Here is an 11,604-nt window from a genome sequence, read left to right as displayed (position 1 = left end):
AGCATATGGGGCGCGCCGGCGCAAAGTCACGGGCCCGGGAGGTGCTGAAGGGCTGCTATTCGCCAGGCGCGGGGTGATCCTTGCCCTGGGTGGGGCGATCAAACAGCGAAGCCGTGAGAGCAACCGAGAAGGCGGCAATGATGACGACGGCAAAGTTGGCAACAACTCCCCACTCAATCATTCTTCCAGTCCTTTCAGATGGCGTCTTGCCAGCCAATGTAAGCCCAAACTGCTGATGAAACAACCAACCACGACGAAGGCTGCAGTGGGCGAGCCACTGGACGATTGCGCCAGCGCCACGATCGGCGCCAAAGCACCAATCCCCACCAGCGCCATAGCTACGCCATTCATGTAAGTGGCGGTCAGCTTGCGCTGTTCATTGCGGACGAGCTTGCTCAATCCCTCAGCATTCGGCGGCGACGGCCTGGGTGGCAGCGGTGGAGCCGGCGAGCGAGAAGGTTTGTGCCACCTTGATGCCGGCACTGGTGGTGCCTTCAACGACCAGGCTCGAGCCGGCGCGGATGGCGCTGGCGAGCGCATCGCTTTGCCCGGCATCCTCGAGCCAGGCGGCATCGTTCTGGGTAAAGAGATTGAAGGTCTGCCCATTCACCGTGACGGTCGCGCCGCTATCGGGCTGGAAAGTGAAGCCGGCAACCAGGTTGAACTCGCTGGCGACATTTTCGCCGGGCCGGCTGGTGAGGTAGAGATAGGCCTGCGTATAGCCGTCGGGCGTGGGGGTCACAGTGGTGGGCTTGGTCATGGCAAAGCAGACCGGCCCGGCCCCATCGGACGCTGCATAGCTCGACCAGTCCCGGAAATCACCGAGCAGCCGCACCGACTGGGCTGCAGCGCTGCCAACCGAAAGCAGGCTGGCCACGACCACAAGCGAAACAAAGCGCGAAACCATAAGGGGCCTCATCAAACACAGGAAGGACGAGGGCCGCGACGCGGCACCTCGCCCGGATAGAAGGATTGCTCGAGCGGGGTCCAGCCCCGATCAGGCGCAGGCTGCGTCGATGGCGTTCATCGCCGCCGTGGCGCCCGAAAGCGAATAGGTGTCGATCGTGTTGGTGCCGCGCTGGGAGGTGCCGCGCACCTGCAGCTTCGTGCCGCCCTTGAAGGCCTGGACAAACCCGCCTTCGTCGCCGGTCGAAGCCAGCCAGGCGGCCGAGCCCTCGGTGACCATCGGATAGGACTTGCCATCAATCGAAGCGCTGGCCTTGGCGTCGCTGCTGTTGAAGGGGTAGCCGATAATGGTCTGCACCTCGTTCTTGGTGCCCATGCCCTTGCGGTGAATGATCATGAAGTGAATGGGGTCGCGATTAACACCGGCGGGCTCGCTCGATTGCGGCGCGGCCGAGATATAGCAGAGCACCCCCGAAGCATCGGTCGCCTGCCAGGCGGTCCAGGCATTGAAACTGCCGAGCTCGGTTGCCTGCTGCGCCTGCGCGACAGGGGCCAGAGCCATGACCGCGCCGACCGCGAGCCCAAACACAAGGCTACCGGTTTTCAACGTCATCGCCAAATCTTCCTCATCTTTGAAGGTACGCATCTAGTGGGATTTGCTGCTCGCAAGCTTAAGCCCCACATGGTTACTAAGGTGTCAAGCGCCGCCACGCCCCAGCGCCAGCCATCAAGTGAGCGGCAATCGTGACGCTAAAAAGGCGCGGGGCAGCGGCAATGACGTGCTTTGCAGGTAAAGGGTCAAGCTCGCGTTAACACTGCCGTGAGCGGCTCACGCTTCGAGCGAATAACTTTGCTCGACCACATAGGGGCCGCCACCCACCGAGTCACGGCTGGAAAACAGCACAAAGCGCCTGGGCGTGAATTCAAGCGGCTCGAAGCGCCCGGCCTCGGCGATAAAGCGGGCCACCTCCTCGGGCGCCGAGCCGCGCAACCTGGCCAAGGTTATATGGGGCACGAATTTGCGGCCCTCGGCGGGAAGGCCGGCGCGCTGCAGCACCCGCTCCTGGGCCGCCTGCAGGCGGCTGAGCGCCTCGCTGGGCTCAACTGCGGCATAAAGCGCGCGCGGCTTGGCCCCGCCAAAGGCACCCAGATGGGTCAGCCGCACCGGAAAACTCAGAGACTGGCTCAACCGGTCGAGGCTGTCGGCGACTTCATTGGCGGTGCCGTGATCCACATCACCGATGAAGCGCAGGGTGATGTGGTAATTCTCGGCATCGATCCAGCGCGCGCCGCTGAGGCCGCCGCGCTTGAGCGACAGGGCAAAGGCGATATCGCCGGGAACTTCAAGGCCAGTAAACAGCCGGGGCATGAGGCCTCCTTTGCCCGCGGGCAGGCAAGACAATCGCAGCCAGCCTAGCATAACTGCCAGAGAGGGGCAGTCGAATCGTCGCGGCTGGGCGAACAGGGTTGTAAAGGACTTCTCCCCCATCCATATTACCGATCAAGTGGCGCCCAACAACGCCCTCGGCGGGAGGAAACCGCCTTATCCGTCAGTGAAAGGATAGTGCATATGGCTGAATATGACCGTCAGACCCTGAATGCGCGGGCCGGCTCGGCCTTAGCCATCGACGAGGGCCTGCGCAGTTACATGCTGCGCGTCTACAATTACATGGGCATTGGCCTGGTGGTCACTGGCCTTGCGGCCTGGTTTGCTGCCGCCGCTGCCATCACCACCAATCCAGATGCCGCCGTGGCCCAACTGGCCAATGGCCAGTATGTGACCCAGTGGGGTTACCTGCTTTATGCCAGCCCGCTGCAGTGGGTCGTGATGCTCGCGCCCCTCGCCTTCGTGATGGTGCTGAGCTTTGGCATCAACAAGCTCTCCGTGCCCGCCGCCCAGGCCACTTTCTGGGCCTTCTCGGCGATCATGGGCCTGTCGATGAGCTCGATCTTCCTGGTTTACACCGACGCTTCGATCGCCAAGGTGTTCTTCATCACCGCGGCAACCTTTGGCACGATGAGCCTTTATGGCTACACCACCAAGCGTGACCTGACGGCGATGGGCTCTTTCCTGATGATGGGCCTGATCGGCCTGATCATCGCCTCGATCGTCAACATCTTCATGCAGTCGAGCATGATGGAGTTCATCATCTCCGCTGTCGGCGTGCTGATCTTTGTGGGCCTGACCGCCTATGACACCCAGAAGATCAAAGAAAGCTATGCCGAGCACCATGGTGCCGACACGCTCGCCAAGAACGCCATCATGGGTGCGCTCTCGCTGTATCTGGACTTCATCAACCTGTTCATGATGCTGCTGCGCCTGTTCGGCAACCGCGAATAATCCCGACCCGCGGCCACCCGCCGCGGATTTCGATGGACACTGTTTGGGGACCGCAGTCATAAAGGCTGCGGTCCCTTTGCTTTGTCGAGTTGACGTATCGTGTCCGACTTCCGCCTGCGCCCGTTCGAGTGGTCCGATGTGCCCGCGATCACCCGCATCTACCGACATTATGTCGATCACACCGCCATTACCTTTGATACCGAAGCGCCCGACGAAACGGCCATCGCCGAGAAATATGCGGGCCTCTTGCGCTTGGGTCATCCGGTGATCATCGCCGAGCGCGCGGGCAAGCCCATCGGCTATGCCTATGCCAGCTTTTATCGGCCCCGCGCCGCCTATCGCTTCACCTGCGAGGATTCGCTTTATCTCGATCCTGCCGAAACCGGGCGCGGCATCGGCAAGGCAATGCTGAGCGAGCTTTTGGCGCAGTCGCGGGCCTTTGGCTTCAAGCAGATGCTGGCGGTGATCACCGCCGATACCGCCAACTCAGTCGGCATCCACGAGAGATTTGGCTTCCACCGCGTCGGCTATTACGAAGCGGTTGGCCTCAAATTCGACCGCTGGCACGACATCGTCCACCTGCAACTGGCGCTTTAATCAGGCAGCTTGTTGAACCGTTGAGCCTGAGCAACATCTGCTCAGGCACGGGCTGCAGTCCGCCCAACCGGCAACGGGCGGTTAACCCACCACCGCCAGTTGCGGATCGAGCACGCGGAGCACCTGCGCCAGTTCGTGGCCGCGCTTCAAAATGCGGCCCTGCTGGTTGGTAACGGCATATTGCCCCTGGCGATTGCGCAAGCGCGGGGTTTTCTCGATCAGGTAAAGTGGTCGCTCGGACACGCGGGCATATACCGAAAACACTGCCCGCTCGCGCAGGAAGTCCATGGCGTAATCTCGCCACTCGCCCTGCCCGACCTTGCGGCCATAAACCGACAGGATCAGCGCCAGTTCCTTGCGGTCAAAGGCAACAATGGCTGGGACCTTGCTGGGCTGCGGACTGGGCGGCGCCTCGGCCTGATGCACCAATTCGAGCTTCACCGGCTTGCTGTTTGGAACACGCGCTTGCACGCTTGGCCTCGCACTCCTTGTTGCAGAACCGTCATGATCGCGGCATTCGACCGGCGATGCAAGCGCTTCACGGCACCGCCATCGCCCTAGGCCAAAATACCCCATTTAGGCCACACTGCTTCCCTTTGGCTGCCCCATTGCACCGCGACAGTGTCATCGTTGCCCCAAGGCTGGTGGCTGGCCGACCGAGCCCCCCGAAGAACGCCGCCACCAGTTCCTCCAAAGAGCAGTCAACTTCTCCCGTCCCTGGTTTCCAGCGGCGGGAGATTTGTTTGGGGGTCAGCGCTCGTAGGACGCAGCGCCCAGAATGGCTCCTGGCAGCCCATTGCGGTCTTCCTGCACGATCACGGCGATGCCGTCGCCCGCTTCGGCGGCAAGTTCGGCCAATGGCAGTTTGAAACGAGCGCCAGCCTTGCCTTCCCACATGCCCAGCATGTGTCGGCCGGTGACCACCTGGGTATAGCTCATCGCCTTGCCCGCGTTTTCGCCGCGCTCGATCTGCACCTGCGCCTGGCGCAGATAGGTGACGAGCCAAACCACTGCATCGGCGGTTCCGGCACGAGGGCCGATCTCGACCTCGAGCATGCCGGCATCGCTTTCGATATCCACCGGCAGGGTCAGGCTGGCCGAACGAATGGCGCTATGCACTTCGGCGCGGCGCGATCCCACCACGTCCTGCTTGCCGTTGACCACCATCTGGGGCGTGTAGATGCGCGGTGTGCCCCAGCTCTTGGCATAGGCGCGCTGACGGTCGGAATTGGCGGGATCGCCAAACGTGTCCTTCCAGCCCACATAATCCCAATAGTCGACGTGGAAAGCGAGGGCGATGACATCGTCGTCCTTGCCCAGGCTCGACAGCAGCGCATCGGCCGGCGGGCAGGACGAGCAGCCCTGGCTGGTGAACAATTCTACCACAGCCTTGGGCCGCTCGCGCAGGCTTTCGGCCTGGCTAGAGGGGGCCATGGCCAGAAGTGCGATCATCGCCATGATTACGGCGGGGGTGCAAGGAGGAACCATCCCCAAGTTGTAAGCCACAGATTGGTTGGCCCGCCAGTCAAAACGGGGTGACAAATACCGGCTCGGTTAACCTTAGGCGGGAGCGTGGCAGACCAGCTCCAGGTTATTGCCGTCGGGATCGAGCACAAAGGCGGCATAATAATCGGGACCGTAATTGGGCCGGAGCCCCGGGCCACCATTGTCGCGGCCACCTGCGGCGAGAGCGGCGGCATGGAATGCATCCACGGTCGCGCGGTCGGGGCTGCGTAGGGCGACATGGACCGGCATCGCGCCGTCGGCTGCGGTCAGCCACAGATCCGCGGGTTCGCCCGTTCCGCCCAGCCCGGCCACACCGGGATAAGCGGCCTGCTGGCTATAGCCAAGCGGGGCCAGCGCGGCCTTGTAAAACGTCAGCATGGGGTCGAACTGCCCCGTGACGATGCCCAGATGATCGATCATTTACCTGCTCCATTTGCTTGCGGGCGGAAACTCTCACTCAGGCGCGACAAACCCTGTCAGCAGCAAACAAAAAATGGCGGCCCCAAAGGACCGCCATTGGCTAAAACCCGAGCCGGACTAACCCTTACGCAGCTACGAGGCTGCGCAGCACGTAATGCAGGATCCCGCCATTCTTGTAGTAGTCGAGCTCGTTGGCGGTATCGATCCGGCAGCGGGTCTCGATGGTGAGGGAGCTTCCGTCCGCCCGGGTGATCCTAACCGGCACCGTGGCGCGAGGGGTGATGTTGGCCACATCGACGATATCGATGGTTTCGGTGCCGTCGAGCCCCAGCGTCTGCCAGCTCTCACCGTCCTTGAACTGCAGCGGGATCACGCCCATGCCCACGAGGTTGGAGCGGTGAATACGCTCAAAGCTCTGCGCAATCACGGCCTTGACGCCCAAGAGGTTGGTGCCCTTGGCCGCCCAGTCGCGCGACGAGCCGGTGCCATATTCCTTGCCGGCAAAGATCACGAGCGGGGTGCCCTGGCCCTGATAGGCCATGGCCGCATCATAGATGGGCATCTGCGAGCCATCGGGACCCTTGGTGAAGCCACCCTCAACGCCGGGCAGCATCTGGTTCTTGATGCGGATATTGGCAAAAGTGCCGCGCATCATCACCTCGTGGTTGCCGCGACGGGCGCCATAGGAGTTGAAATCGCGTGGGGCGACCTGGTGCTCCTGCAGATATTGGCCCGCGGGGGTGGAGGGCTTGAACGAGCCGGCCGGGGAAATGTGGTCGGTGGTGATCGAGTCAAGGAACAGGGCCAGCACCCGCGCGCCGTTGATATCGGTCACCGGCTTGGGGGTCATGTCCATATCTTCGAAATAGGGCGGGTTCTGCACATAGGTCGAGGAGCTGTTCCAGCCATAGGTTTCGCCGCCTTCGATGGCGATGGCCTGCCAGTTGTCGTCGCCCTTGAACACATCCGAATAGCGCCGCTTGAACATTTCAGGCGTCACATGGGTGCGCACGATCTCGGCGATCTCGTGATTGGTGGGCCAGATATCGCGCAGATAAACCGGCTGGCCGTTCGAGCCGATGCCCAGCGGCTCAGTGGTGATGTCGACATTCATCGAGCCGGCAATGGCATAGGCCACAACGAGCGGCGGGGAAGCGAGGAAGTTCGCCTTCACATCCGAATTGACGCGGCCTTCGAAATTGCGATTACCCGACAGCACCGACGCAGCCACCACGTCGCCGGTCTGGATCGCCTTGGAGATGGCGGCCGGCAGCGGGCCCGAATTGCCGATGCAGGTGGTGCAGCCATAGCCGACAAGGTTGAACCCAAGGGCATCAAGATCGGCCTGAAGGTTCGCGGCGGTGAGGTAGTCGGTCACCACCTGCGAGCCAGGGGCCAGCGAGGTCTTGACCCAAGGCTTGGAGTTGAGGCCAAGGGCGCGTGCCTTGCGGGCAACGAGACCGGCAGCCACCAGCACCGATGGGTTGGAGGTATTGGTGCACGAGGTGATGGCAGCAATCACCACATCACCATGGCCGATGCTGAACTCTTCGCCTTCCACGGGAACGCGGGTGTCCTCGGTCTTGCCGAATTCCTTGGGCAGCCCTTCGATAAAGGCCTGCTTGGCATTGGTCAGAACGATGCGGTCCTGCGGGCGCTTGGGACCCGAGATCGAGGGCACGACGCTCGACAGATCGAGCTCGAGAGTCGAGGTGAACACCGGATCGGGCGAATTGGTGTCGCGGAACATGCCCTGGGCCTTGCTATAGGCCTCGACCAGCGCCACGCGCTCGGGATCGCGGCCCGAAGTGGTCAGGTATTTAAGCGTATCGGAATCGACGGGGAAGTAGCCGCAGGTGGCGCCATATTCAGGGGCCATATTGGCGATGGTCGCCTGGTCTTCGAGGCTCAGGTAATCGAGACCCGGGCCATAGAACTCGACGAACTTGCCGACCACGCCCTTCTTGCGCAGCATTTCGGTGACGGTCAGCACGAGGTCGGTGGCGGTGATGCCCTCGTTGATCTTGCCGGTAAGCTTGAAGCCCACGACTTCGGGGATCATCATGGTGATGGGCTGGCCAAGCATCGCGGCCTCGGCCTCAATGCCACCCACGCCCCAGCCCAGCACCGCCATGCCATTGACCATGGTGGTGTGGGAATCGGTACCCACCAGCGTATCGGGATAAGCGACGATCTCGCCGTCTTCCTCGCGCGTCCAGACGGTTTGGGCGAGATATTCGAGATTAACCTGGTGGCAGATGCCGGTGCCGGGGGGCACGACGCGGAAATTATCGAAGGCCGACTGGCCCCAGCGCAGGAACTCGTAGCGTTCGCCATTGCGTTCATATTCGAGTTCGACATTCTGCTCGAAGGCCATCGGCGTGCCGAAGCTGTCGACCATCACCGAGTGATCGATCACGAGGTCGACGGGCACCAGCGGATTGATCTTTTGCGGATTTGCGCCGAGCTTGGCGGTCGCATCGCGCATCGCGGCCAGATCCACCACGGCCGGAACGCCGGTGAAATCCTGCATCAGCACGCGCGCCGGGCGATAGGAAATCTCGTGCTCGGTGCTGCGCGTCTTGAGCCATTCGGCCACAGCCAGGATATCGGCCTTGGTGACGGTGCGGTCATCTTCGAAGCGCAGCAGGTTTTCCAGGACCACTTTCATGGAATGGGGCAGCGCGGAAACGCCCTCCAGCCCGTTCTTTTCGGCTTCGGCGATGGAATAATAGGTGTAGCGCTTGCCGCCGACCTCAAGGGTCGATTTGGCGTTGAAGCTGTTCAGTGAGGTCACGGTGTTCCGCCCTGTCATCTAGCGTTGCGGCGAACGCGGGGCGTGCGGCCAAAGGGGCCGGGCAACCGCCCAAAGACGTCGCCTTTCCTGGAATGACTCCAATCTAGAGGGCTTATATCCAACAAAGATTACCCTTGCCAGTGCCGCCTTTAGTTCAATACGAGATGGGGCCATGTCCCCTCGGCAAGTGTTTCCAGCCCTGCATCTGCGCGCCCAAGGCCTTCAATGCGGACGGGGCGGCACGCCCCTTGGCCGGCCTTTGGACCTCATGGCCGGACCGGGCACGGCCCTGCTGCTGCGCGGACCCAATGGCGCGGGCAAGACGACGCTGCTGCTGACGCTCGCCGGCGTAGTAACGCCCATAGCGGGCAGCCTGGCGCTCGAGGGCGTTGATCCCGATGAGGGGCCATTCCTCCATTTCTGCGGCCACCGCAACGCCGTCAAGCCGCGGCTGAGCGTCCAAGAAAACCTGCAGTTCTGGGCCGCGCTGAACGGTGGCGATGGCCTGCCAGTGCCCGATGCGCTGGAACAGGTGGGTTTGGGCGCGCTGGCCCGGCTCGATGCCGGTTATCTGTCGGCCGGCCAGGGGCGGCGCCTCGCGCTGGCCCGGCTGCTGGTCTCGCCGCGCCCGCTGTGGCTCCTTGATGAACCCACCGCCGCGCTCGACCGGCAGGGTCAGGCATTGGTTGCCGGCCTTATCGATGCGCAACTGCAAAGCGGCGGCATTGTCGTGGCCGCCACCCATGACGAACTCGCCCTCGCCGATCCCACGCGGATCACCACCCTGACGCTGGAGCCGAGCCGATGAGCGGTTTTGCGGCGACGCTCGGGCGCGACCTGCGCCTCGCCTTGCGCGGGGGTGGCGATGTGCTGACGCTCGTCCTCTTTTTTGTAATCGTGGGCGTCGTTGTGCCCTTTGCCGTTGGTCCCGACCAGGCGCTGCTCGCCCGGCTCGCGCCGGGCATGATCTGGATCGCGGCGTTCTTGTCCATGCTGCTCGGGCTCGATCGCCTGTTCCGGCCCGACCATGAGGATGGCACCCTGCTGCTCTTGCGTCAGGCGGCGCTCCCCATGCCGGCGATCATTGCGGCCAAGCTCCTCGCGCACTGGCTGCTAGCGGCCTTGCCGCTCCTACTTGCCAGCCCGCTGCTGGCAATCTTGTTGTCCATGGACCTTGCGAGTTTTTGGCGCACCCTGCTGTCGCTACTGGTGGGCACGCCGGCGCTTGCTGCCTTTGGTGCTATCGGCGCCGCTATTACCGTGGGGATCGGGCGGGGCGGTTTGCTGGCCCCGATCCTCATCGCGCCGCTCTCGGTGCCGGTGCTGATCTTTGGCGTTGGCGCCATTCCGGCTGGGCCTGGACCGGATCAATCCGGCAGCGCCTTGCTGTTTCTCGCGGCGATTAGCCTCATCGCCTGCGCCACTGCGCCCTTTGCTGCGGCTCTTGCGATAAGTGCGAGCGAGGATTAGTTGAGCCCCATGACGCTTGCAACCGCACCCAAACAGCGCTGGTGGAACCGCATTGCCCATCCCGGGCAGTTCGTCGCCTGGACGCGCCCGCTGCTCTGGCCACTCACCGTGGCCACCGCGCTCCTGTTCCTGGTTGGGCTGTGGTTCGCCTTGTTCAACTCGCCCCAGGACTACCAGATGGGCGACACCGTGCGCATCATGTATGTGCATGTGCCCACCGCATGGCTGAGCCAATTCGTTTACGCGACCATGGCCGTTTCGGCGCTGGGCACCCTGGTCTGGCGCCACCCGCTGGCCGATGTGGCGATGAAGACCGCCGCGCCCCTGGGCGCCTGCTTTACAGCGCTGGCGCTCTTTACCGGCTCGCTCTGGGGTCGCCCGACCTGGGGTACGTTCTGGGAATGGGACGGGCGCATGACCTCGACGCTGGTCCTGCTGTTCATCTATCTCGGCATCATTGCGCTCTGGCGCGCTTTTGACGACCAGCTGCGCGGCGCCCGGGTGATTGCCGTCTTCACCCTCGTGGGTGCGGTCAATATCCCCATCATCAAGTTCTCGGTGGATTGGTGGTCAACGCTCCATCAGCCCGCCAGCGTCTTTCGCGCCGATGGGCCGCGCATGCCGCCCTCCATCCTGACGCCGCTATTCGTGATGTTCTTTGCCTTTACGCTGCTGTTCATCACGCTCCAGCTCAAGGCCATGCACACCGAGATCAAGCGCCGGCGGGTCGCCACGCTCGAGCGCCGGACAGCCCAGGGAGCGGCAGACGCATGATCGATCTGGGACCCCACGCGCTCTTTATCGTTTGCGCCTATCTTGGTGTTGCGCTTGTCGTGGCCGCGCTAATCGGCTGGACCCTCTGGGACGCCCGCCGCACCGAGCAGCGGCTCAAGGACCTCGAAGCGCGTGGCATCCGTCGCCGCTCGGCCGAGCCGGCCGCCTGATGCGCTTCCTCCTCTTTGCCCTGCCGCTGCTGCTGCTCGCCGGTCTCGTGGCGATCTTCGCCAGCACCATGAACCGCGACCCTTCGCTGGTGCGCTCGGTGCTGATCGACAAGCCTGCCCCGGTTTTTGCGCTGGATCCGGTGCCGGACCTGGGCGTGCCCGGCTTTGCCACCGAAAACCTCACCGGCGGGGTCACGGTGGTCAATGTGTTTGCCTCCTGGTGCATCCCTTGCCGGGCCGAGCACCCGCTGCTGACTAGCCTCAAAAACAGCGGCGATATCCGGCTCTTTGGCATCAACCAGGCCGACGCCCCCGAAAATGCCCGTGCCTTTCTGGCCGAACTGGGCAATCCCTATGATGCGGTCGGCGCCGACCGGGACCGGCGCGTCTCGATCGACTGGGGTGTTTATGGCGTGCCCGAAACCTTTGTGGTCAACCCGCAAGGGGTCATCACCTTCAAGCATGTTGGCCCCCTGACCCCCACCAGCCTCGAACAGGAACTGCTGCCGGCCATTGCGGCTGCACGGGGGTAAAGTTTAGGGTTCTGCATCCGTCGCGAAGCGCCCTCCGCGATAGAAGTCGCCGGGCGCTCCCACAACCACCCGCTCCCCGGCCCTCCCCTC

The 11,604-nt window shown here is 63.2% G+C and carries 16 protein-coding genes; 7 read left to right on the top strand and 9 right to left on the bottom strand.

Going from position 1 to position 11,604, the window contains the following annotated elements; all coding sequences use genetic code 11:
- Nucleotides 1-55 precede the first annotated feature (55 nt).
- The 5 genes from AC3YOG_RS05820 to thpR form a co-directional block, all read right to left on the bottom strand.
- Nucleotides 56-181, bottom strand: coding sequence for a hypothetical protein (locus AC3YOG_RS05820; RefSeq protein WP_282567565.1), 126 nt, complete (start codon nucleotides 179-181; stop codon nucleotides 56-58).
- The gene (locus AC3YOG_RS05815) at nucleotides 178-399 is read right to left on the bottom strand and encodes an amino acid transporter (RefSeq protein ID WP_127754735.1); all 222 of its coding nucleotides are present in this window, start codon (nucleotides 397-399) and stop codon (nucleotides 178-180) included. Before AC3YOG_RS05815 ends, AC3YOG_RS05820 begins: the two co-directional genes overlap by 4 nt.
- Nucleotides 400-403: 4 nt before the next feature.
- Nucleotides 404-907, bottom strand: coding sequence for an invasion associated locus B family protein (locus AC3YOG_RS05810; protein ID WP_489889660.1), 504 nt, complete (start codon nucleotides 905-907; stop codon nucleotides 404-406).
- Between the two features lie 90 nt (nucleotides 908-997).
- Complete coding sequence (locus AC3YOG_RS05805; protein ID WP_127754737.1) at nucleotides 998-1,519, bottom strand: invasion associated locus B family protein; 522 nt, start codon at nucleotides 1,517-1,519, stop codon at nucleotides 998-1,000.
- Nucleotides 1,520-1,735: 216 nt separating this feature from the next.
- Nucleotides 1,736-2,275 (bottom strand): RNA 2',3'-cyclic phosphodiesterase, encoded by a 540-nt coding sequence (thpR, locus tag AC3YOG_RS05800; RefSeq protein ID WP_127754738.1) that lies wholly within the window; start codon nucleotides 2,273-2,275, stop codon nucleotides 1,736-1,738.
- Between the two features lie 201 nt (nucleotides 2,276-2,476).
- Here thpR and AC3YOG_RS05795 point away from each other — a divergent pair, with 201 nt between their 5' ends.
- Together AC3YOG_RS05795 and AC3YOG_RS05790 are read left to right on the top strand one after the other, a co-directional pair.
- On the top strand, nucleotides 2,477-3,247 hold the full coding sequence (locus AC3YOG_RS05795; protein ID WP_127754739.1) for a Bax inhibitor-1/YccA family protein: 771 nt from the start codon (nucleotides 2,477-2,479) through the stop codon (nucleotides 3,245-3,247).
- 99 nt (nucleotides 3,248-3,346) lie between these two features.
- Entirely contained in the window at nucleotides 3,347-3,844 is a 498-nt protein-coding gene (locus AC3YOG_RS05790) for a GNAT family N-acetyltransferase (RefSeq protein WP_489934414.1), read from the top strand.
- A gap of 81 nt (nucleotides 3,845-3,925) precedes the next feature.
- Here AC3YOG_RS05790 and AC3YOG_RS05785 read toward each other — a convergent pair whose 3' ends face one another.
- The 4 genes from AC3YOG_RS05785 to acnA all read right to left on the bottom strand — a co-directional run bounded on the left by AC3YOG_RS05785 (nucleotide 3,926) and on the right by acnA (nucleotide 8,585).
- Complete coding sequence (locus tag AC3YOG_RS05785; protein ID WP_489934557.1) at nucleotides 3,926-4,270, bottom strand: DUF2794 domain-containing protein; 345 nt, start codon at nucleotides 4,268-4,270, stop codon at nucleotides 3,926-3,928.
- A gap of 324 nt (nucleotides 4,271-4,594) precedes the next feature.
- Complete coding sequence (locus AC3YOG_RS05780; RefSeq protein ID WP_489934413.1) at nucleotides 4,595-5,296, bottom strand: DUF1223 domain-containing protein; 702 nt, start codon at nucleotides 5,294-5,296, stop codon at nucleotides 4,595-4,597.
- 108 nt (nucleotides 5,297-5,404) lie between these two features.
- The gene (locus AC3YOG_RS05775; RefSeq protein ID WP_489934412.1) at nucleotides 5,405-5,770 is read right to left on the bottom strand and encodes a VOC family protein; all 366 of its coding nucleotides are present in this window, start codon (nucleotides 5,768-5,770) and stop codon (nucleotides 5,405-5,407) included.
- 124 nt (nucleotides 5,771-5,894) lie between these two features.
- Entirely contained in the window at nucleotides 5,895-8,585 is a 2,691-nt protein-coding gene (gene acnA, locus AC3YOG_RS05770) for an aconitate hydratase AcnA (RefSeq protein ID WP_489934411.1), read from the bottom strand.
- 181 nt (nucleotides 8,586-8,766) lie between these two features.
- Between acnA and ccmA the strand changes: the two genes are divergently transcribed.
- The 5 genes from ccmA to AC3YOG_RS05745 are packed head-to-tail and all read left to right on the top strand — an operon-like array spanning nucleotide 8,767 to nucleotide 11,514.
- On the top strand, nucleotides 8,767-9,375 hold the full coding sequence (gene ccmA, locus AC3YOG_RS05765) for a heme ABC exporter ATP-binding protein CcmA (RefSeq protein ID WP_489934556.1): 609 nt from the start codon (nucleotides 8,767-8,769) through the stop codon (nucleotides 9,373-9,375).
- On the top strand, nucleotides 9,372-10,037 hold the full coding sequence (ccmB, locus tag AC3YOG_RS05760) for a heme exporter protein CcmB (RefSeq protein ID WP_489934410.1): 666 nt from the start codon (nucleotides 9,372-9,374) through the stop codon (nucleotides 10,035-10,037). The genes ccmA and ccmB overlap by 4 nt, the downstream gene beginning before the upstream one ends.
- A gap of 9 nt (nucleotides 10,038-10,046) precedes the next feature.
- Nucleotides 10,047-10,811, top strand: a complete 765-nt coding sequence (locus AC3YOG_RS05755) for a heme ABC transporter permease (protein WP_489934409.1) — start codon at nucleotides 10,047-10,049, stop codon at nucleotides 10,809-10,811.
- Nucleotides 10,808-10,981, top strand: coding sequence for a heme exporter protein CcmD (gene ccmD / locus AC3YOG_RS05750; protein WP_172121554.1), 174 nt, complete (start codon nucleotides 10,808-10,810; stop codon nucleotides 10,979-10,981). Before AC3YOG_RS05755 ends, ccmD begins: the two co-directional genes overlap by 4 nt.
- The gene (locus tag AC3YOG_RS05745; protein WP_489934408.1) at nucleotides 10,981-11,514 is read left to right on the top strand and encodes a DsbE family thiol:disulfide interchange protein; all 534 of its coding nucleotides are present in this window, start codon (nucleotides 10,981-10,983) and stop codon (nucleotides 11,512-11,514) included. The genes ccmD and AC3YOG_RS05745 overlap by 1 nt, the downstream gene beginning before the upstream one ends.
- Nucleotides 11,515-11,604: the final 90 nt, after the last annotated feature.

The organism is Devosia sp. Z6_126 (assembly GCF_058133495.1).
The sequence above is the reverse complement of the archived record's forward strand: the minus strand, read 5'-3'. Positions and strand labels throughout refer to the sequence as shown.

Coding starts and splice junctions, on each gene's coding strand:
- ccmB (WP_489934410.1), top strand. CDS start 9,372: ATGAGCGGTTTTGCGGCGACGCTCGGGCGCGACCTGCGCCTCGCCTTG.
- AC3YOG_RS05805 (WP_127754737.1), bottom strand. CDS start 1,519: ATGACGTTGAAAACCGGTAGCCTTGTGTTTGGGCTCGCGGTCGGCGCG.
- AC3YOG_RS05745 (WP_489934408.1), top strand. CDS start 10,981: ATGCGCTTCCTCCTCTTTGCCCTGCCGCTGCTGCTGCTCGCCGGTCTC.
- AC3YOG_RS05780 (WP_489934413.1), bottom strand. CDS start 5,296: ATGATCGCACTTCTGGCCATGGCCCCCTCTAGCCAGGCCGAAAGCCTG.
- AC3YOG_RS05775 (WP_489934412.1), bottom strand. CDS start 5,770: ATGATCGATCATCTGGGCATCGTCACGGGGCAGTTCGACCCCATGCTG.
- acnA (WP_489934411.1), bottom strand. CDS start 8,585: ATGACAGGGCGGAACACCGTGACCTCACTGAACAGCTTCAACGCCAAA.
- AC3YOG_RS05755 (WP_489934409.1), top strand. CDS start 10,047: ATGACGCTTGCAACCGCACCCAAACAGCGCTGGTGGAACCGCATTGCC.
- thpR (WP_127754738.1), bottom strand. CDS start 2,275: ATGCCCCGGCTGTTTACTGGCCTTGAAGTTCCCGGCGATATCGCCTTT.
- AC3YOG_RS05795 (WP_127754739.1), top strand. CDS start 2,477: ATGGCTGAATATGACCGTCAGACCCTGAATGCGCGGGCCGGCTCGGCC.
- AC3YOG_RS05810 (WP_489889660.1), bottom strand. CDS start 907: ATGGTTTCGCGCTTTGTTTCGCTTGTGGTCGTGGCCAGCCTGCTTTCG.
- AC3YOG_RS05820 (WP_282567565.1), bottom strand. CDS start 181: ATGATTGAGTGGGGAGTTGTTGCCAACTTTGCCGTCGTCATCATTGCC.
- ccmD (WP_172121554.1), top strand. CDS start 10,808: ATGATCGATCTGGGACCCCACGCGCTCTTTATCGTTTGCGCCTATCTT.